This is a genomic window from Pedobacter sp. KH_004 (genome assembly GCF_057840755.1).
Map to the genome: position 1 here is coordinate 3,118,080 of NZ_CM174519.1, position 22,499 is coordinate 3,140,578.

The window sequence follows — 22,499 nt, forward strand, 5'->3', positions numbered from 1 at the left end:
CGTTATGGAAAATAAAAAAACAGATAGCGTACCTTCAGCGGAGAACCCGTATAAGCTTCTTAAGCTAAAGGTCGTCCCGGCAAAGAAATGGGCTGCCGGTATTCCTGCGGTATTGGCCGCTATGGCAGATCTGGTAGAAGAAGATATCCCTTTCCGCGGGATGCGGGCGCTACTGACCATGAACCAGAAAGGGGGCTTCGACTGTTCAAGCTGCGCCTGGCCGGATCCTGATGATGAACGTTCGGTAGTTGGAGAATATTGCGAGAATGGTGCAAAGGCGCTTGCAGAAGAGGCTACTACGAAAAAAGTTACTGCAAATTTCTTCGCCGCCAATTCGGTGTATGACCTTGCAAAACTCACCGATTTTGAGATCGGTAGAAAAGGGCGTCTTACCGAACCGATGTATCTTCCTAAAGGAGGAACACATTATGAGCCAATAAGCTGGGATGACGCATTTAAGAAGATCGCCACACACCTGAACGGGCTTAAATCTCCAGATGAGGCAGCGTTCTATACTTCTGGTAGAACAAGTAACGAGACTTCTTTCCTCTATCAACTTTTTGCAAAGGAATTCGGAACCAATAATATGCCCGACTGTTCGAATATGTGCCATGAAACCAGTGGAACTGCATTATCGGCAACCATCGGCATTGGAAAGGGAACGGTGAAACTGAGCGATCTTTACGACACTGATGTTATCGTAATCATTGGCCATAATCCCGGAACGAATGCCCCGCGGATGATGAGTGCGCTGGAAAAAGGAAAGGCAAATGGTGCAAAAATTATTGCCATTAACCCTCTGCCTGAGGCAGGACTTATGGGGTTTAGAAATCCACAGCACATCAATGGAGTTCTGGGAACTGGCGTACAGCTTGCAGATCTTTACCTTCCGGTAAAGATTAATGGAGACATGGCGCTGCTTAAAGCCATATCGCTTTTACTTCATCAAGCTGAAAAAGCAGAACCTGGAAAAGTCTTCGATCTGGACTTTGTTGAAACCAACACCGTGGGTTTTGCAGATTATATTTCGCAATTTGAGAATTATGATGTTGGCCAGCTTGCTGAATCGGCTGGAGTTTCTTTGGAGCATATCGAAGCTGCAGTAGAAATACTTAAATACAAAAAAAGAATAATTTTCTGCTGGGGAATGGGTCTTACCCAACAGCCCAACGGAGTAGAGATGCTCAAAGAGATCGTGAATATTGTTCTATTAAAAGGCAGCATAGGAAAGCCAGGTGCTGGATTGTGTCCGGTAAGAGGACATAGCAATGTTCAGGGCAACAGAACTATGCTCATCAACGAAAAGCCTACTGTAGCGCAATTGGATAGGATTAAAGATGTTTTCGGATTTGAACCACCAAGAAATCATGGTTTTGATGTTGTAAATGCGATCCATGCGATGCACGATGGAAGGCTTAGGGTATTCTTTGGCATGGGTGGAAACTTTATTTCCGCAACACCAGATACCTCTTACACAGCAGCGGGGATGAGAAAGCTTGACCTGAGCGTGCATGTCTCCATCAAAATGAATCGCAGCCATTTGGTACATGGAAAAGAAGCCCTCATCCTTCCTACCCTTTCCAGAAGCGATAAGGATATGGTGAATGGGGAGGCCCAGTTTATCACTACAGAAAACTCGATGGGCGTTATTCAGTCATCGAAAGGGATACTTAATCCAGTATCCGATAAGCTTATCAATGAGACACAGATTGTGTGCAGAATGGCGAAGGCCACACTTGGTAAAAGATCAGTGGTGGATTGGGACAAATACCATAATAGCTACGACGAGGTTAGGGATATTATCGAAAAATGTATCCCTGGGTTTGAAAATTATAACCAGAGAGTAAGGGAAAAGGGTGGTTTTTATTTACCAAATGCTGCCAGAGAGGGCAAATTCCTTACTGAAAAATATATCGATAAAGCTCCTTTTACAATCAGCTCAGTTCCAAACAATCAGCTTGAGGATGGAGAATACCTGATGGCAACGACCCGAACCCACGACCAGTTTAACACCGTAATTTATGGCTTGGAAGATCGTTATCGTGGGATAAAGAACGAACGCAGGGTCATTTTTATGAATGAAGAGGATATCCAAAAGGCAGGCTTTAAAAATGGCGATAAGGTAGATCTCTACAATTACGACGACGGCATAGAGCGAATTGCGCCTTTATTTGTAATCGTTTCCTACAGTATTCCCAGGGGCAACACGATAACCTATTTTCCGGAAACCAATGTATTGGTATCGGTTAACAATGTAGTTGGAGAAAGTAATATGCCAGCGTCAAAGTTCGTTCGGATAAAGATCAAAAAGCATATTCCAGTCATCAGCGAATAGTTATCCTATTGCCCTGCATTTGTAGGTTATTTTCCAAGCTGGCTTCGAAGAGCAAGTTGTCTCCCGTGGATAGCCAATGCCCGAGCATGCCCTAACTGCTGATCATTCCATATTTTTAGAGATGACTGAAGATCGTCTGTATCTTGTATAGCCATAGCTAAAGTAATGGCATCGCGATATGCCTTGGCCGAACCCGAAGCCGTATGAGGACGCACCAGATAAGCTGCATCGCCAAGTATTGCCACATTCCCCTGAAACATTTTCGGAACCTCCATATCCATTATCGCCTGTACAAATGGATTTTTTGTCTGGTTTACCCTTTTCCTTAGAATTTCCGGAAGCTCTGCCGCTGCCCCTGCTCTTAGCTCACTTAAATTTTCTTCACTCAGGTAACCAGCCGGGATGGAGAATTCATGTTGTCTCCTGTCCTTATCGGTCAGGATTTTCTGGAGCGCTGCCAATGATTTGTTTTGAAACCACACCCAATTTAACAGTCGTTTTCCCTCTTCAAGTTCACCTTCAGGACCGGGAATAGTATAGCAGAGCAGATGGGAATTTGCATAGGGATAGATAGAAAACTTATCTGAAAAGAAGGCGATCTCCTCATCGCTCAGCTCGCTTTCCGGAATAAGCCCCCTATAGGCGATGTAACCCGCATAATGCGGATGAATTCCTGAAAAAAGATACTCCCGAACTACGGAACTCACGCCGTCTGCTCCGATGAGGCGATCGGCCTGGATCGTCTCCCCGTTTTTAAACGTAGCCCAAACCTGTTCTTGTTCATCTCGAATACCTGCAAGCTCATAGCCCTGATGATATCTTGAGCTTGGAAATGCACTCCTCAACTGCTTCCATAAATAGTTCCAGGAGGTAAATACCGTATCATTGGGATAAATTAATGAAGGGTTCCCGTTATCATCCAAAACCTGGCGCTGAGCGGCAAGAACTCCAAAAACTTCCCTTGTTGAAACGCCGGCTTCTATCAGATATTCCATCATATCTGGCTGAATAACCAGCCCTGCTCCCCTATCTTTCAATCCTTTTGCTGAGCGTTCGTAAATTTCGACATCGAAGCCTCTTTCCAGAAGTGCAATTCCTGCACATAGTCCACCTATCGAGCCGCCTATAATGATTATTTTCATTTTCTTATTTTGCTTATTATTTAGACAAACGTTTTGTTAGCATTACATTTAAAATCGCTATTAAGGCCAATGCCCCCATAAACGATGTTGATAAGGGCCATCCTCCGGCTTGATATAATTGGATTGCGATGTAAGCTCCCAAAGCGCCACCGATGAAATAGCTGGTCATGTAAACAGTATTTATCCTACTGTTAGCCTTTTGATCGAGCGTGTAAATGATAGCTATATTTGTTACCTGGGTGGCCTGTACACCGATATCCAGCAGCATTACCGTAACCCATATGGCAGCGATCGATCCTGGAAAAAATTTAAGTAGTAATATACTGATTAGCGTTACAACCGTTGAAAAAAGCAATGATCTTGAATGAGAACCTTTGTCTGCCAGTTTGCCGAATACCGGAGCAATTAAAGCACCAGCCGCAGCCAGCAACCCAAATAAACCAATACTGGAGGCTGAATAATTAAATGCTGCCCCACTAAGATAGAAAGTCAAACTTACCCAAAACGCACTGAGCGTACCGAATGCTAACATTCCTGTTAGTGCAGTTCTCCTTAGTAGAGGAAACCTTCCCAATTGAGCAAAAGTCGATTTCAACAGGCCAGCGTAAGTACCGCTAAAGCGTTCTTGTGTTGAGGGAAAGTCTCGTTGCATTAATATTGCCGTGATCAGTACCATCACTGCAGAAATAATGTAAACGTATTGCCATCCAAGAATGCCGGTGATAAACCCGCTGTAAACCCTTGCTACTAGAATCCCGACCAAAATACCGGTAAAAATCTGTCCTACAATTTTTCCTCTATTCTCCTTTATCAGACTGGCAGCCATGGGCAAAATCACCTGGGCTACCACGGAAAACACGCCGATAAGAAGACTCCCTACATATAGAAAGGCTAAGCCGGGCGAAAAAGCCACTAATAAAAGAGAAATAATCAATCCGATTTGAAGGTATAATATCAAACGCTTACGTTCAATCATATCTCCTATCGGCGTTAACAGAAACAAGCCCAATCCATACCCGATCTGTGAGAGAACAGAAATGTGGCCAGCCTTTTCAATGCTGATGTGGAACTGCGTTGCCATCGCCTGTAATATCGGCTGGCTGTAATACACGTTGGCAACCGCAATACCTGCCGTGGCGGCCATAATTAATACCTGGGTTTTCGTTAGATTTGCCATTTTATGATGAGCTTTTTCTTTTGTAAATGTCTTTCAGTGACAATACAAATTTGGCAAGTCTTAACTTCTCTAACGATGAACTGGTTTAGGAAATCATCATGAACTGCTTCAAGATGAAATGTTGAAGTAGATTAACTTTTTGGCGAAACCCGTTTATTTCGAAGCTTTGAAAGGTATTCTGTGGTGATGCCAAGAAACGATGCCAGTGCATATTGGGGTACCCTATTTACGATTTCCGGATATCTTTCCTGAACGAATTCGAAACGCTGTTCAGCTGTTTTTGTCAGATTGAGGATGACACGGCGGGCCATGTGCGCAGCGGTATGCTCGGCAAGTACCCGGAAGAAAGACTCATAGAGATGCTTACGTTTTTTTAGTTCCTGCTCAGTTTCATAGTTAATCTGCAGCACTATGCTGTCTTCCAAAGCCATGACAAACATAGAGGCCGGCTGCTGAAAGATGTAGCTATTATAATCGGTGATCCACCAATCTTCAATCGCAAATTGTATGGTATGTTCCTGCCCCTCGTCACCAATTACGTAAGCCCTGAAACTGCCTTGCACAACATAGAATCTATTTTTTGCTGTAAATTCAGGCTGAACGATAAACTGCCTCTTTTTTACTCTGGTCAGCTTGAAATTCTGGCAAAAATCATCCGCTTCGCTATCGGTAAAAAAGTGTCGTTTTTGAATATGTGCCTTAAGTTTCGAGAACTCTGTCATGAAATAAGTTATAAGTTTCTATTGTTTGCCTTATGGGTAGACTAAGATAGCAATTGTTTAAGTTTTCGAGCAAATCCATCTCTTTAAAGCTCAAAATGTAAGATGCAGTAACTATCATTCAAGCCCTGGAAAGCCCGCCGAAAGCTCTCGTCAGATGCAAAGTCCGAGAATAGCCCTTTTGTACCATTCCAATTGATAAAGTTCTTAACTAACTTTATTAATAATCTCTATGGAAAAGAATCAAGTTTATGCACCAAGTTTTATGGGACTTACACAGGTAGACCATAAAACATTAGAACTCATCGCTCTCGGTTACTCTTACAAAGAAATTGCTGACAAGCTCTCCCTTTCGGAAAAAGCGGTTGAAAAGATTAAAATGGAGATGCTGTCCAAAACCAAATCCCGAAACAGTGCTTCACTAATTTCATTTGCCTATAAATACGGCTTGTTGAAAGTTTAGCAAGCCCAGATTAGACTAATAGAAGGTATTGCATTATTGAAAATTTAATGCGCTCCGTATCTTATTGACTACTAACCACGTTTTTTGATCTGCGGTTATTTGACAGAACTGGCAACATGACGAACTGCAACCTTGACCAGATATTTTTTAAAATCTTCTGAAACAGAAACAGGTTTAAAGTTTATTTTTATTGGGGATTCTTTAAAAAGGGTGCCATACCAAATTAAGCCCCCTAAATACTTTCCTGCATCATTCGCATGGTTTGGATCGAAAGCCAATTCTTTTTGATTCCAAAAATATCCCACGTTAATAGAATTTTTTTGGTTGGGAAGGTTTGGTGCAACAGGATTTACAAAATCAAAATCTTTATCCCTTTTATAGCCAAATCCCTTACTGACAGCTACTTCTTCAAATGCGTCGCCGACAGGCAAAATTCTCGCTTTAAACTGCTTAGCTAATTTATGATAAGCGGCCCGGGATTTCTGCCACATTTCCTCTTGGTTCTTTGCATGCTGTACCTGATCTATTCTTCCAAATTTATTTGCATCGGCACGGTATGCCCAGGTTTGATGAATTACAATCTCAGCCTGTGGTTGAAGTTTCTTTATGTAATCGACAAGCTTTTGTGCGTAAGGATTATAACTGGCCGAATCACCAGAAAGGTATGAATATTGCTGAATGGTTACTACATCCCAAATCCCTTGAGATAATAGCATTCGCAACGATTTTCCACCATATGGTTTTCCTTTCACATCAGTTGAATCCATTTCGAATTTTTCTACATAGCCCCAATGTTGCGCCAAGGAATGGCCACCAAGTTCTGCCCTGCCAATGGTTAATGCCTTACCTTTCTCTTTCGCTATCTGAGGTAGAAAAGTTGTCGCATTTTGAGAAAAACTATTTCCAATGACAAATAAACGTAAGGTATTTTTATCGGCCTGACTGAGAGCATTAAGACTAAAAAGCAGTAGAAAAAACAATATGCTGCTGCTTTTAAACTTTAAAAAAGTAGTAATCATCGAAATATATTTTTGTTTTTATCTTGCTTTTGGGTGCGCTTTCATGTATTTGTGTATTTCTACTCCTGAAAGTAAAAATGCACCAACTCCATAAACTTCTGTACTATTCGAATCTACTTTATCAGGACTGGCACCGATGGGTTGAACGTATCCGAGCTTGCCATTGTAATGAACCGCAGAAGTTAATGCCATCCATGATTTTTTAACAACAGGCAGATAAGTCGTTTCGTCCAACAGTCCTTGATTTAAGCCCCAGGCCATTGCATAACAGAAAAAACCTGTTCCGCTCATTTCTTTCACTGGAAAGCTAGCAGGATCTAACAAAGATGCATGCCAGCTTCCATCTGGCTGTTGCAATTTGGCAATTTTATTCACCATATCCTTATAAAGTTTAACGAATTTTTCTCTATCAGGATGATTTTTAGGCATATTTTCCAGGACACGTACTAAACCGCCAAGCACCCAGCCATTTCCCCTAGACCAAAACACCTTTGCACCATTTTTCTCTTTTTTATCGAAATAGCTTTCGTCTCTGAAATATAATTGTTCGGATGGGTCATATAAAAAATCCGTGGTTTTCCACCATAGTTTACTGGCCATATCCAGGTATTTTTGATCGCCAGTAGCTGCGCTCAAATAAGCCAAAGAGGGTGGTGCCATAAAAAGTGCATCGCACCATGCCCACTCTCTTTTCTGAATATTGTTTCTCCAATTTAATGGTTCATTATGCGGTGCGGCGACAATACTATCGGCCAAAAGCGTAAATGGAGCAATCATTTTCTGCTTTTTATACTTAATAAATAGTTGTGCATAGGTTTGACCAACGCAATAATCATCTGCATAAAAACGGATATGACCTGTATTCCATCCCACGTCATTACCTATATCGACCAAAGTTTTAAGGTACTTTTCATTGCCTTTCATATTTCCAAAAGCGAAAATTCCGGTGTAGCAGGCACCATTGGTCCAGTCTGCCTTCCGATGATTAAAACCTTTGGTATTCCAGGTATTGATTTGCCAATCGGCAACGCGTCTCATTATTCTTGAAATATCTTCAGTTTTAAAAGACGAGTCTCGACTATGTGCAAAACCCGTAAACCAACTACCGGCAAGCATCGCAATAAGGAAAAAGATTAACCTTACTTTAGAATAATTCATTTTCATAATCCTTAGATATTATTTTACTTCTTCAATTTTTAGAATAACACTTTTGCGATTGGTGTCTACTTTTGGGTTAAAACCGATCGTGGTCAGAAATTCTCCTGAATAAATAGTATCGCTATTAATATTACTTTTTGTATCTGGATAAAGATTGATTTCTGAAAGCTTATATCGTTTTGTAGCCTCTAAACCCTTCAATTTAATCGGTTCTTTTGAATCTCTTTGGTAACGATTATTAACCAGATAATTGAATATGACACCAGCAGATTTATCCTTATTGATATACATTACCGAGGCCACATCATTTAGCCATGGATCGGATAAACGATATTGATCTCCGTGCCAAACAATCTCTTTAATTCCGTTGTAGGCTGTTACTGCTTGCTGGCAAAATTTGAGTTCTTTTTCATCAAGTTTAGCAATGTCGATATCAAAACCCAATTTGCCCATCATGGCTACATCGGTTTTAAATTTTAAGCTTTGTTTACCCCAGTCTGTTACGTGGTTGGAAGTGGCAATGGCCGGGAAAAAATATGAATATTCCCATTGGATGAAAACTCTCTCCATCGGATCGGTATTATCGCTTGGCCAAAATTCAGTGAAATATTTTAAAGCTGCATAATCTACCCTTCCTCCTCCGCCAGAGCATAACATCATCGGCACATTAGGATACTTCATCCTGATCTTTTCTAAAACGTTATACAAACCTTTAACATATTCCAAATAAAGATGGGTTTGACTGTTTAAATGACTAGAGTAGGCATTATAAATAACCGCGTTGCAATCCCATTTGATATACGCCAGATTTGGATTTTTAGTGAAAAGTCCATCAACAATGTTATAAACATAATCTTGTACTTTCGGATTGCTCAAATCTAAAACCAATTGGTTTCGATATAATTTTACGGGGCGCTGGGGCTGCTTAATTATCCAGTCGGGATGTTTTTCATAAAGCTCGCTCTTCGGACTAACCATTTCAGGCTCTAGCCAGATACCAAATTTTACACCATTTGCATCAGCTTCTTTTATCAAAGAACCAATCCCATTCGGAAGTTTTTTCTTATTTTCCTGCCAATCTCCCAAAGCTGCGTTATCACTATTTCGAGGATATTTGTTTCCAAACCAACCGTCATCAAGCAAAAAAAGATCGACACCCAGTTTTTTGGTATCACCCAATAATCTGGCTAACTTTTGCTCATTGAAATCAAAAAAAGTAGCTTCCCAATTGTTCAGTAGTGTTAAACGGGAGCCGCTTCCATCTAAAACGCGATAGGTTCTGGCCCAATTCTGCAACTTTCTACTGGCATCGCCTTTACCTAAATTTGAAAAAGTAAATAGGAAAGCTGGTGTTGTAAAATCGGTGTTTGCTTTCAATTCGTAGTCTGAGGCATGATTATTTACACCCGCAATAATCCGCAGATTATTCAGCGGATCAAGTTCTAAATCTATTTTGAAGTTCCCTGACCATTCCATACTCCCATAAAGTACATCTCCATGATCTTCTTCGGCTGGTGCATTTAACGACACCATGAAAGTTGGTGGTTGGTAGAGATGCGCCCGGGTACCGAGTTTGCTATCCAGTACCTTGATTCCATGAGTAAGTTTAGATTCTTCAGGCTGCATCTCCCTGGCCCAGTCGCCATGATACTGCTTTAACCAAAAGCCATTTCCTTTGAGGTAAAGATTGGCCGATGCGAACTTATTTAATTTTACCGCTTGCTTTTCATTATGCCTAATATTTGTCCACTGCTCTACTACATCCTCGTTTGCATAAACTTTATAATTTAAGGTAACTTCAAACGCATAAAAGGGATCTTTTAATAACACCTTAGTTAAGGTAACATTGTTTTCCAATGTTTTGGTTTCGTAACTTACAAAATGCAAATCAATAGAAGTATTTCCATCAGCATGAACGACGGCTAAGGCTGGCTCAACCAGGTTTTGAGACCCTGATGCTGTGTACGCCGAATTTAAAATTCCTGAGTAATCATCGCCCTGTTGATACAAACCAGCTACTTTTTGATACTCTTCCTTATTACTTAACTTTTTCCCAAAATAGACAATCTTTGGAACGCTGTTTTTGTCGGCTTTTAAAACTATCACATTATTTTTGCTTTCAATCGGTATTAAAATTGATTGCGATTTAGCACTAAAAAAAGCAGATACAGCTAAAAGAAAGACTATTATTTTTTTAGAATTTAATATGGAGATACTCCTCATTTTGCTTTGCATTTTTATTTTTGATAAACTCTTACGTAGTCCACTTCAAACCTGGCTGGAAAAGTAGTTTTTGAGGGGTCACCTCCTTGTTTGCCACCTATAGCTAAATCCAGCAACATATAATGGGGCTGCTTAAAGGGATTAATACCTGTTCCATTTTGGTTAACTAGTTTATCCATTTCAACCTTATTCAACAATTGATCATCTACATAGAGTGCAATGCTATTTTCATCCCAATCCATACGCCAGAGATGGAATCGATCAGCCCAACTTTTGCCTCCCAATGAATCGATATCCTTTTCAACGCTAAACCAGGCATCCTTTTTATCTTCGCCCATGTAAGCAATATTGGCTAAAAGTTTTTTGCGATAATATTCCATCATATCAATTTCGCCGGTTGCTGGCCAAGTACCTTTTGTACCTAAAGTCCACCATGCAGGCCATATCCCATCACGGATATCAATTTTGCCTCGCATTACAAAGCGACCGTAAAGCCAGCTATTCATACCCTGCGTTTTGATACTCGAAGACGTAAAGTCTGCCTGTTTTCTGTTTTTTTTCCAATCATCACTTCCCTCGACGAAATTTGGATTGGTTTTAGTTTCTCTCCTCGCTTCCAAAATTAGATTTCCGTTTTCACACCAGGCATTATCTTTCTGATACCACTGAAACTCTTCATTACGTTCAAAACCGAGTTCGTATTTCCATTTACTTTGATCGGGCGCACCTTTGTAATTGAATTCTTCTTCCCAAACCAACTTGTAACCACCACTCTTTAATTTAGGTGGCTTTTTGCTGAAGTTTTGCTGTGCAGATGATGAAACAGCGATGAATAAACAGCAAGAAATGAGCAGATATCTTAATATTCTTTTCTTCATAATACTTTTAATACTGAGGCTTAAATCTCAGCTTTAGATGAATGTGTTTAAGATTAAATTTATTTGTATTCTGTTAAGCTCAAGGGGAATAAGGTTGGGTAAGTCCAGGCGTAATCATGGCGTGGATAAATGATGGGGCGATAAGGCGCTACAAAGGCATCGAAATCTTTGCTATGGTAAATTCCATTCATAGCTTCCAATAAATTGGCTGGCCAAAAACCCGTGGCGGTATCTTTATTTCCCGTAACCGGATTTTTAAACCATGTCCAGTCTGCGGGATGCTGATTATGATATAAAAGATAATCTAAGGCTTTTTTCAGAGACGTTCCATTCTTTTCAAGCGTAAATAGATTTTCTCCAGTTTGATTATATACCACCCAAAACGAGGCGGAGAGCGGGGCCAGTGAGAAATAGGTATACCAGATACCATTTCCCTGGCGTTTAACTTCTTCAACCATATGCCCATCGGAAGCAATTTGGTTAAAAAGTTCAGCTTTGATCATTTCAACATTCTTTTGAAAATCCTCTTGATCGTTCAAATAAACATCGGCCAGTAGAGATGCGAACCTCGACCAATCACCTGAATTATTATTTCTATAACGAATGCTATTGGCTGCATGGCGAAAAACATTTTTTGTCCACCAGGAAAATTGCTCCTGATCTTTAACCTTCCAGTTTTTGTTGTTTTTTAATAGTTCAGCAGCCATCATCATGGTTGTTCCGGAATAAGACATGACTAAAGACCCATCTAATTGAGAGTATTTTTTGTTGATTGCTGCCCATGAATTTAGAAAGTAAATCGCCTTAACCGCATATTTGGATTTCCCACTAAGCTGATAAGCCAGGGCGCAGCTATAGGCAGAAAAACCATCGATTTGCAGCGCTAATGAAGTTCTACGATGCCCCTCTTTATCAGAATAAAAACCTGGAATACTAAAATCTTCAACGGCGTGTTGGCTAACCAGCAAGGCCGAATCAGCTTTGATCATTAGTGCTTTATAAGCAGTTAAATAAGGTTCTTTTTTATTCTTGACTTGTGCTTTAACGAAGTCGATTTGCTTTTGTGGATGCATACCGCTAATCTTACCATTAGCGTAAAGATTATGCTGAAAGCTTAGCCAGGATATAAAACAAAAAACTATCGAAAAAATGAGGTGGGATTTAGGTTTGTTCATTGGTATTGCTATTTGGTTAAATTACGATTTAGAATTAAAGTTGATTTTATACTTAAAGTCCTTATATATCTCATCCTGAATCGGTATTTCGAAGATAATGGCTATCATCTAAAAAGGTAGCATAATGTTGTGTACTTATTGAATGAAAGCGTTCCCATTTCTTGGGAACGTTTCCATAACAATTTAAGCTACCACATCAAGTTAGTTAGATAGTTCGCTATAAAAGTCTCTCTACAAACTCATGATGACAAGCGGCTAAAAGTACAAAGGAGAACAAATGGTTAGTTTCCAAGTCTGTTACGTTGAGCCCGTCGAAATGCTTTGCTAATCCGAAAACGCTCGATAAGCTCATGGTAAGAAAAGAGCTGGACGGACTGCGTTAACCTTAATACCCTGGATTTTGAAGCATCAAAGGCATTTTTTGTATCTCTGCCAATGGCAAAGGCAGAAGATACATTGCATCTCTGAAATTTAACGGTCGTGGCGAAGTTCCAATCGTATGCTTAAATGTGTTAGTCGCAGTTCTGGTTATAATATCCACACTGTTGAACCCTTTTAAAACAGTCGATGCGATTTTCCATCGTCTGATATCATTCCATCGGTGTTCTTCAAAAGCCAATTCAATACGGCGTTCATTACGTACCACTTCGCGCATTTCAGCAACCGTCATATTAGCTTTCAATCCATATAAGCTATCCGTTCCTGGTAAAATGCCAGCACGCTCACGTAGAAGTTTTAATTTATCATAAGCTTTTTCTGGTTGACCAGCCTCTGTAATCGCTTCGGCATAATTTAACAAAATTTCGGCGTAGCGAATTAATGGCCATGCCCTTTCCGTTGTACCAGAACTGGTGTTGGTTAAATTTTCATCTAGCATTTTACGGGAAAAATATCCTGTAAATTTGTTCTGAGGTGTATAGGCATCAGAGGTTGAATTAACAATTGTAGAGCCGGTGCTGGTATATGTAAACACCTGGGTTTTCACGCCTGTATTACTGATGTAAGACAAACCATTGTAGATCATTGAAAATTCGAAACGAGGGTCGCGGTTAACATAAGGATCGTTGGCATTGTAAGTGCTACTTTCTTTAATCGATTTTCCGTCACGCATAGGAAAAGCTTCCGCTAGGCTATGCGTAGGTTTCATAACACTACTACCCGATCTTGTTGGGGGTAAATAAAAAGCTTCAAACTCTTTTTGTGCCGGACGATTATAAGCAAAAATGTATTCACTATTTATCCTTTTCAAAAACAGCTGATAGAAACCATTTCCTGGCCTTGTGGCATTGTCTACATTGAGTGAATATAAACCTGTATTGATTATAGCCTCCGCAGCATTTGCAGCAGCCGTCCATCGGCTATTATCGGCAGTTGGATAACTGATTAATGGAGCCAATGCCGCACTATTTGTTGTAGCTCCGCCGTTAAACAAAGGGCTCGCGGCATACAATAACATTCTGGATTTTAATGCCAAACAGGCGCCCCGTGTAACTCTACCATAATCAATATCTTTATAAACTACGGTGAATAGTTCTGCCGCAGCAGCATCAAGCTCAGAGGTAATGTAATTTACACAATCGCCAAAATTATTTCTCGGCAGATTAATAATGTCGTTGATTCCAAACACCTGATCTCCGATTACCGGAACACCACCAAAAGCCACCACCATATAGTGGTAATAATATGCCCTTAAAAACCGAGCCTCCGCCCGCATTCTATTTTTCATTGGCCCACTCAAGGGTGCATCTGATAGCTTGGAGAGTAATATATTAATGCGGCGAATGTTCTTATAAGGCGTTGACCAGAAATCCTTATCTGTACCGAAACCCGTAGAAACATTATTTGGCCCAATTACTCCCTGAACATAGGAATCTGCCCAAACCGAAAGGTTATTATTGCCTTCAGCATTGTCAGTTGCAAGCTCCGTATTACCGCTCCCTCCAGCAGAGTTAAAGCGCGAAGGGCCAAAGCTATAACCCGCATCAACATAAATTCTATTCAAAAAATTCATGGTCTGTATACTGTCAGTAAACACTGCATTCTCATCTAAACCATTAGTTTTATCATCCAAAAACCCAGATTTTTTACATGAAAACATCACCGTTGCAAGTAGCAAGATTGTAATTATCTTTTTCATTTCACTCAATTAAAAAGTAACGTTAATACCGAAATTCAAAATTCTTGTCGGTGGATATGGTAAATCACCTATTGATTCCAATACCTCTGGATCTAAGTTGTAAAGTTTATCCAATTTCGTCCAGGTAAATAAATTATAACCGTTTGTGTAAAGCCTCAAACCTTTCAGCTTTAAAGCATTTAACAACTTTGGACCAGCAGTGTAGCTAATTTCAGCTGTTTTCAACCGAACGTAGTCGGCAGGAACTGCCCAGAAGTCAGAATAGAAATCTCTTGGACTTTGGCTTAATGCCGTAGTGTACAACTGCGGATATTTTGCACTATTTCCCAATTCTGGTGTCCAATGTTCTAAGTGAATAGGCAAAGCTTTACTGGCATTATGGTGTATAACAGCACCCTGCGCACTGGCCACAAAGTTTGTAGCGCCCTGGAATAATACCGTTACACTGAAATTTTTATAGCTGGCATTTAAGGTTAAACCCAAAGTAGTGTTTGGCAAATTAGTATACCCGAAATACGAACGGTCACTCGCATCAATTACACCGTCAGCGTTTAAGTCTTTATACTTCAAATCTCCTGGGCGGCCCCCAATAATTGGTTTTGGAACAGCGGGATCCGCAATATCAGCAACACTGTAATACTCGCCAGTCCAGTTATATTTTAGTACTGAACCAATAGATTGGCCAGTTAAGGTTTGGTATTCATAAGTTTGAACAGCCTCATCGGCAAACACGATTTTATTTTTCGCAAAAGAGTAAGTTCCACGCACCGAGTACCTCCAATCTGAGCCAATGTTATCATTGAAGCCGAATTCTACTTCAAAGCCTTTGTTGTTTACCTTGCCCAAATTAACAGGTGGCAAGTTTTGCCCGAACACGGCAGAAACCGTCCCTCTGGTAGTTAAAATATCATATCTGTTATTGTTAAAGTAATCGAAAGATGCGGTAAATTTACGTTTGAAAAAAGCGATATCAAGACCAACATCCAGCTTCTTTTCTTTCTCCCAGGTTACCTGATCATTACCTAATGTACCTTCAGTTGCCAAGCCATAAGCATTATTCGTGGCCAAACCAAAAAGCCCTGTTCCCGAGCCTGCCGTGTAAGATTGTAAGTAGGCGTAAGTTCCTCCTGTACCATCTGCACCCACTAAACCGTACGATGCACGTGCTTTGAATAGGTCAATAAACTTCAAATTATCCTTAAAGATTTTTTCTTCTGCAATATTCCATCCTACTGATCCTGCCGGAAAGAAACCTAATCTTTTTCCAACCGCAAAACGATCGGTACCGTTATAAGCACCGCTTACTTCAAAAATATATTTTTGCTTATAGTCGTAGCCCAATCTAGCCGTATAACCCCTAAAGTTTTCGGGAATAAAATTATAGCGGTTTCCATCTACGTTGTTCTGGAATGTTTTGCTGTTTTGATTGTACAAAGCCAAACCGGTAAAGTTATGATCTCCAAAAGAACGGTTGTAATTTAAAATAGCCTGCAAAGTGAGCGAGCTGTTTGTGCTGCTTGCAGGAGAACTGAGTGTAGGAATACTGATTCGATAAACATTATCCCGCTGCCCAAAATTGTATGCGCCAGTTACCGGATCGTAGATATAAGAAATAAACCCTGTGCCACTTGTTGGGCGTTGTAAATTTCGCGAATAAGCATAAAGGTTACGGTAAGCAAAAGTTCCCTTTACGGATAAACCTTTGGTAATGAAATCCAATTTCTGTACCGCTGATGAGGCGAGATTGACGTTATTGGAATAGGTACGAGCGTAGCCATTGTACATTAAACGCCCTATTAAGTTATTATTATTTCTGCCTGATGAATTTCTTTGCCACAGGCTGTAACCCAAACTTCCATCCGGATTGTAAATGGGGTAGTTAAAAGGCGCTGTTTCAGCTGTGCGCCCTAAATCGCTGAATAAACTATTTGCACTGGCATTATTGGTGTTTAATTCATCAACGTTACCAAATAAGTCGAACTTTACATCGAGTGTTTTAGTTAACTTAACATCAATATTCGAGCGGTAATTATAACGTTTGTAATAAAATTCGCTATTCAGGTCTTCACTATAATCTTTGAGCTGACCACCCTGATTGAGGTAGCCCACTGAGACGAAATATCTAGCTTTTTCGGTACCACCTGTGATATCGAAGTTACCACGAATTTGCGGGGCAAATTTCTTTAGTAAAATATCCGTCCAGTCGTTATTTGGATGCCCGTATGGATCTGTTCCATTTCTATAAAGTTCTAAATCCTGATCGGAAAAAGTACGTACAAAACTTGGGTTAGGGTTAAGCGCATTCGTATTCACCTCGCCTTGGTTAATGATCGATGCCGATTGATATGCCTCTAAATATTCTGGTTTTCTCGTTAACTGATTTAAACCATATTCAGCCTGAAAAGTAATTTGAGGCTTGCCCACTTTACCGCGAACTGTGGTTACCAAAATTACACCGTTCGCACCTTTAATACCATAAATTGAGGTAGTAGAGGCATCTTTTAAAATACTCACTGATTCAACTTCATTGGCATTAAGTGATGAGAATTGATCGTAAGTAAATTCGATATCGTCAACCAAAATCAGTGGATTGTTATTTCCTACATAAGAGCCTACACCACGAACATTAAAGCTGGCGCCATCTCTTCCCGGCTGACCAGAACGTTGCTGGCTGCTGAACCCCGTTACCCGACCAGCAAGCGTGTTTTGTAAACTCGGTGATGGACTTTGTTTGATATCCTTGCCACTGATTGCACTGACTGCACCGGTCAGAGTTATTTTCTTCTTCTCTCCGAAACCTACAATTACTACCTCGTCCAAATCTGTTTGATTTTCGCTTAGCGTTGCGGTTACATTGCTTATGCCTTGTACCGAAACATCTTTTGTAGTGTAACCAACCATTTTAAGGGTAAGTATATTCCCTTCAACAAAGAGCTTGAATCGGCCATTTGCATCCGTTAATGTTCCATTTTTAGGGTTGGTTTTGTCGATTACACTTACGCCTGGCAAACCGCCATCCTTATCACTAACCTGGCCGGTAATTTCTCTCCTCTGTGCCATTGCAGAAAAGCTCAGCACAAAAAGAAACACGCTTAAAATGTATATATATATTTTCATTTCGTTCTTTTAAAAAATTAAACCATGCAAAGCCTTAATAATAGCCTTCGTTTTGTAGCAATTTGGTATTTTTGGTAATCTCGCTGTACGGAATCGGCATGTGGTAGTATTTATCGCTAAAAACATTATCCGTTACATTTTGCAGTTCGTAATTGAAAGCCGTTCCGCTCTGCGTAATTCTTAAACCCTGAAAACTTCCGTTTAAAACTGATCCCAACTTCCATCTACGAACATCGAAGAAACGATGTTCCTCAAAGCAAAGCTCAATTCTGCGTTCGTTTCTAATCAGCTCCCCTAGCTCTCTCTGAGTAATGCCTACGCTAATGCCGTAACGATTACCGCTTCCTGCTGTTATGCCTGCTCGTGCTCTGATTAAAATAATTTGGTTAACAGCGTCTTCTACCCGGTTAACCTCGTTTAAAGCCTCTGCATAATTCAATAAAACTTCTGCAAACCTGAAATAAGGAAAGTTATGGCTTTGGTTAGCATAGGTTGTCGAGGTAGAAAAATCTGCCATAAACTTTCTTAAATAGTAAGAAGTTCTGGTTTGCGTTTTAAAAGCTTGATTTGGTTTATCCAAGCCGCCCTCGAAAGTTTGAACTGGCCTGCCTAGCCAGGCCACGGTATTATAAAAAAGTATTGATTTCAATCTTGGATCGCGGTTTTCATATTGCGTTGCCGTTGTTTGTGTTCCGGTATAAGCAGAACCGTTCAAATTTGGAAAAGCGTTAACTAGATTTTGTGTCGGACTGGTGCGCCCATTACTAGTTGTTGGCGCCACATAACCCATCGGCGCATTGGCATTTTCAATTATTGTTGAGTTTGCCGACTGTTTTGAAAGGATGATGTCCGTATTAATTTTTGTAGTAAAAACCGCTGAGTAGGCTGCAGTTCCAGTTCCAGCTGGCAGCTTATAGTAGTTTCTTGCAATAATCGCCTCGGCAGCACCAATTACTGGCAACCATCTATTTTGATCGGCATTTAAATAACCTGTTAATGATTTTAGTGTATTATTCGACTCAATACCACCACCATTAAATAAAGGACTTGCGGCATAAAGGTGCAATCTACATTTTAAAGCTAAGGCTGCCTCTGAGGGAACTCTCCCAAATTCTGCCGCAATAACAGTAGATCCATTTGGCAGATTTGCAGCAGTATAATCGCATTCAGCAGAAATGTAATCTACACATTCAGAAAATGTATTTCTAGGTAAATTCAAATCATCTTCTAAAGCAAACACTTTATCTCCCACTAATGGAACACCACCGTAACGTTTTAACAGTTCGAAGTAAGCGAAAGCACGCAAGAAACGAGCTTCTGCAACTTGCCTTTGTCTAATGGCATCAGCTATCGGAACAATACCAATGTTTTTCAGAAAGACATTGCAACGGCGAATAATGGTGTAACTGTTACTCCAATTGTTATCTGGATAATTCAATGCAGTTAACTGTCCATTCGTAAAAAGGCTAATCCCCGAACGATTGGAAGACGGCACTGCATCATCCGTTGCAGCATCTAGCAAATCTCCATCTATTCTGTTAAAACCTGTTGGCAGAAATGAATAAATTCCTAAAAGATAAGCAGTAGAAAGAGTACCTGTTTTATCCACAGGATCGAAAACATCAGTTTCGCTAGTTTGCTCCTCAGGTTCGGTTTCAAATTTCTTGCACGATGACGATACTATCGTCAGCGCTATGATGAATAAGCTAAATATCTTTTTCATAACTATAGTTGAATGTTTACGCCCACATTGAATACTTTTCCAATCGGATAAGCACCTGTATAATTTTCTGGATCAGCGCCATTGAACGTTTCAGAACTCCAGGTGTAAAGGTTAAGGCCATTTAAAAATACCCGGGTAGATTGTAGGCCAATTTTTTTAGTAAGGCTTGTTGGTAAAGTATAACCCAATTCAATGGTTTTTAAGCGGATGTAATTCCCACTTCTTAACCAATAAGATGAACTTACAAAGTTATTCTGCGCACCATTTCTTGGGCCCGAGCTTGTAGTTAAACGAGGATAGCTTGCCGTAGCAGCAGTTGCTGGCGTCCATCTTCCCAACTGTGTTTCATAAGCCTGCGCCGTTCCGCCTTGAAACTCGCGATATGAATTTCCCGATAGGTAAACTTGTTGATTTAAAACCCCTTGAAATAAGGCACTAAAATCAATTCCTTTAACGTTAAAACCAATTCTCGATCCCAGGAAAACCGTCGCTTTCTCTGAACCAAATGTGGTTTGATCGAATTGGTTGATCACACCATCACCATTCAAATCACGGTATTTGACATCGCCAGGCTGTGGGCTATACCCCTCAATGGTTGGATAACCTATTATTTCTTGCTGGTTTTGAAACAAACCCTCTGCAATGTAACCGTAGTTCTGCCCCACCGGATGACCAGTTCTATACATCCATGAAAAACGTTGGTTGGCCTCAGCCGAATAAAGAAGCTTAGAGTTTTGCAAACTTGCATTTGCACTGATGAAATAGCCAAAATCTTTGAATTTTTGCGCCCAATTGATTTGTGCATCCCATCCGTAATAACGTTGTTTACCAATGTTTTCTTCAGGATAAGAAATGCCCAACAAACCGGAATTGTTTCCTCGAACGATGCTTAAGTCGCTATATTCATTTGCATAATATTCTACATTAAATGATAGCTGATTTTTGAATAAAGTTCCGTCCAAGCCAGCATTGAAAATTTTGGCTTTCTCCCAGGTAATGTTCGGATTAGCTAAATAAGATTCGCCAACGGTTATTCCTGCAGCAGCACTCGATCCAAAATAAGAAACAGGCGAGGCATTATAAACTTGCATATAAGTGTAATAGGCTGTATTATTTCTACCGCTCTTACCATAAGAAGTATAAAGTTTTAAATTGTTTACCCAGCTTACCTCTTTCAAAAATGATTCTTTATTGATGTTCCATCCTAGACCGGCGGCGGGGAAAAAACCGTATTTGAAACCGCCATTATTGGGATAGCGGTTAGCGCCATTTTGGGCGAATGACATTTCTACCAAATACTTTTCATCGTAGTTATAAGCCAGATGAACAGAAATGCCCTGAATGGTATAAGGTAAATTGGTACCGTTTACCAGATTATCGCGATTGGCCAGAACAACGGCATCAAAGCCGTGTTTTTTGAAAGTACGGTTATAACCAAAAGAGAGTTCTTGAAAATCTGAACGGTTTTGAAAACCTATTGAGTTATTATTGCCCTGCTCGCTGTTTGTACCAAACTGACGGTAAGTTGTCTGGCCTGCACCAGAAACTCCGGTAGGCTCAAAAACCGCAAAGGATTTCGTCCGAACCAGATTCTCGTTCAAATTGCTGAAAAATGATGCCCGAACTTTAACCCATAATCCTTTCGTTAAATCATCAAGGGTATGCCTCAAATAAACATCCGTTAAAACGGTGCGGGTATTGCTTAACGAATAGCCAGAACCAATGCTTTGCGCCAAAATATTATTGGTAAACTGAGACGAACCACCATAACTACCGTTGGCATTATATACTGGATAAGCACTATTCGGAGTAGCTTGTAGTGCTGAAAAGATATTATCCGCAGCTGCGTTACCAGGATTATTTTTGTTTAAAATCCTGCCCTGAATGTAAATTCCTGCTCTAATTTTATCCGTCAGGTTTACATCTACATTTGAGCGGATAAAATAACCCTTTGCTCCGGCATTTGTACTGTAATTGCTATTGATATCACTCGTTTTCAAAAAACCATCCTGGTTAATATGCTCCAGGTTGATGAAATATTTCACATAATTATTCCCGCCACTGGTGTTCAAATTGTAACGGGCAATTGTGGCAGAATTTTTCAGTACTTGATCCCTCCAATCTACATTCGGATATAAATAAGGATTGTTACCTGTTTGAAAGCCATTTAAAGCTGCCTCACTAAATCCGTTACTAGCCACAGATAAACCATCGTTAACAACAGCCTCATTATACAATTGAGCATAATTAAAAGCACTAAGCGGATTTGAGATTAGATTTTGTAATGGCTTTTGAGTACCCCACTGTCCCGTAAAACTGATTTGTTGTTTACCAGGAGTTCCTTTTTTGGTTACGATTGAAATTGCTCCCCCAGCACCTCTAACGCCGAGCATGGCAAGCGATACTGCATCTTTTAATACCGTAACCGATTCAATTTCTTCCATACTGATTTCAGTGACCGAACGTGGAATACCATCAATAAAAATTAATGGACTTTGACCTCTTAAACGATAGGAAAAACCCTCGTTTAATGGTTCGCCATTACCTTGAGAAACAGATAAACCGGCTAGGCGACCAGCAAGAGCCAATGGGTACGCAACTACAGGTGTTGTATTGAATTCTTTGCCGAGCACCATTGCTGATGATGTAGTAGATAATTTTTTAGGAGTAGTGAAATAGATAAGCTGTTTCAAATTTCTTAACGAATCGGTTAATAAGGAATCGTTTTTAAGTTGGCTATATGGCTTAACCACCGTTACCTCTTGCGCATCCGCACTGCCTACTAAAATAAAAAGACAGCACAGCAGTACCATAAATGGTTTTATAAAAATCGACATGGTTAGTTTAATTTTTAAGAGTTAAAAAGACTGATGCTTTAGATAGTTTCTCGATCTGGAAACTATCAGATTATATACACCTAAATTTTGCGGAAAAATAAGCTAAAGCGGATAAATTGTAAAAGTAAAATTTTCTCATAATTATTTGGTTAAAGTTGATTTGGTTAAAATCTGTTTACCAAAGATATTCAGCTTTTGATTTTTGGTATTATAATGTGCTGACTAAATTTTATGAGAACGTTCCCAAAAAATGGGAACGTTCTCATAAATAACATAAATCGCTAAATATCAGCGCAAAAGCATAAATATCACTTCGAAAAGTCATTAGAAAAAATGCCCCAAAATGGGAATTATGATTAAAAAAAAATCCCTTGCTCTTTCGATACAAGGGATTAA

Annotated in this window: 13 protein-coding genes and 1 pseudogene; 2 read left to right on the forward strand and 12 right to left on the reverse strand. The window is 40.1% G+C overall.

What is annotated here, in order from left to right; translation table 11 throughout:
- Window positions 1-4: 4 nt before the first annotated feature.
- On the forward strand, window positions 5-2,335 hold the full coding sequence (locus AC3ITD_RS13485) for an FdhF/YdeP family oxidoreductase (protein ID WP_489360433.1): 2,331 nt from the start codon (window positions 5-7) through the stop codon (window positions 2,333-2,335).
- 26 nt (window positions 2,336-2,361) lie between these two features.
- Here AC3ITD_RS13485 and AC3ITD_RS13490 read toward each other — a convergent pair.
- From AC3ITD_RS13490 to AC3ITD_RS13500, 3 genes and pseudogenes are all read right to left on the reverse strand, one after another.
- A pseudogene (locus AC3ITD_RS13490) lies at window positions 2,362-3,480 on the reverse strand (FAD binding domain-containing protein); the annotation flags it as partial.
- 13 nt (window positions 3,481-3,493) lie between these two features.
- Entirely contained in the window at window positions 3,494-4,654 is a 1,161-nt protein-coding gene (locus AC3ITD_RS13495; protein ID WP_489360435.1) for an MFS transporter, read from the reverse strand.
- A gap of 131 nt (window positions 4,655-4,785) precedes the next feature.
- Window positions 4,786-5,376 (reverse strand): Crp/Fnr family transcriptional regulator, encoded by a 591-nt coding sequence (locus tag AC3ITD_RS13500; RefSeq protein ID WP_489360437.1) that lies wholly within the window; start codon window positions 5,374-5,376, stop codon window positions 4,786-4,788.
- 229 nt (window positions 5,377-5,605) lie between these two features.
- On the opposite strand from AC3ITD_RS13500, the gene AC3ITD_RS13505 reads away from it, so the two are divergent.
- The gene (locus AC3ITD_RS13505; protein WP_265800091.1) at window positions 5,606-5,836 is read left to right on the forward strand and encodes a response regulator transcription factor; all 231 of its coding nucleotides are present in this window, start codon (window positions 5,606-5,608) and stop codon (window positions 5,834-5,836) included.
- Window positions 5,837-5,931: 95 nt separating this feature from the next.
- Here the strand turns inward: AC3ITD_RS13505 and AC3ITD_RS13510 are convergent, their stop codons facing one another.
- The 9 genes from AC3ITD_RS13510 to AC3ITD_RS13550 all read right to left on the reverse strand — a co-directional run bounded on the left by AC3ITD_RS13510 (window position 5,932) and on the right by AC3ITD_RS13550 (window position 22,103).
- Complete coding sequence (locus AC3ITD_RS13510; protein ID WP_489360440.1) at window positions 5,932-6,855, reverse strand: DUF4886 domain-containing protein; 924 nt, start codon at window positions 6,853-6,855, stop codon at window positions 5,932-5,934.
- 18 nt (window positions 6,856-6,873) lie between these two features.
- Complete coding sequence (locus tag AC3ITD_RS13515; RefSeq protein ID WP_489360442.1) at window positions 6,874-8,019, reverse strand: glycoside hydrolase family 88/105 protein; 1,146 nt, start codon at window positions 8,017-8,019, stop codon at window positions 6,874-6,876.
- Between the two features lie 12 nt (window positions 8,020-8,031).
- Window positions 8,032-10,119, reverse strand: a complete 2,088-nt coding sequence (locus AC3ITD_RS13520; RefSeq protein ID WP_489360444.1) for an alpha-galactosidase — start codon at window positions 10,117-10,119, stop codon at window positions 8,032-8,034.
- 131 nt (window positions 10,120-10,250) lie between these two features.
- Complete coding sequence (locus tag AC3ITD_RS13525) at window positions 10,251-11,114, reverse strand: glycoside hydrolase family 16 protein (RefSeq protein WP_489360446.1); 864 nt, start codon at window positions 11,112-11,114, stop codon at window positions 10,251-10,253.
- A 59-nt stretch (window positions 11,115-11,173) separates the two neighbouring features.
- Window positions 11,174-12,289, reverse strand: a complete 1,116-nt coding sequence (locus AC3ITD_RS13530; protein WP_489360448.1) for an alginate lyase family protein — start codon at window positions 12,287-12,289, stop codon at window positions 11,174-11,176.
- 385 nt (window positions 12,290-12,674) lie between these two features.
- A complete protein-coding gene (locus AC3ITD_RS13535; RefSeq protein WP_489360450.1) occupies window positions 12,675-14,426 on the reverse strand; it encodes a RagB/SusD family nutrient uptake outer membrane protein in 1,752 nt (583 codons plus the stop codon).
- Between the two features lie 9 nt (window positions 14,427-14,435).
- Complete coding sequence (locus AC3ITD_RS13540; RefSeq protein ID WP_489360452.1) at window positions 14,436-17,543, reverse strand: SusC/RagA family TonB-linked outer membrane protein; 3,108 nt, start codon at window positions 17,541-17,543, stop codon at window positions 14,436-14,438.
- 34 nt (window positions 17,544-17,577) lie between these two features.
- A complete protein-coding gene (locus tag AC3ITD_RS13545; protein WP_489360454.1) occupies window positions 17,578-19,266 on the reverse strand; it encodes a RagB/SusD family nutrient uptake outer membrane protein in 1,689 nt (562 codons plus the stop codon).
- A gap of 2 nt (window positions 19,267-19,268) precedes the next feature.
- Window positions 19,269-22,103 (reverse strand): SusC/RagA family TonB-linked outer membrane protein, encoded by a 2,835-nt coding sequence (locus tag AC3ITD_RS13550; RefSeq protein WP_489360456.1) that lies wholly within the window; start codon window positions 22,101-22,103, stop codon window positions 19,269-19,271.
- Between the last annotated feature and the right edge of the window lie 396 nt (window positions 22,104-22,499).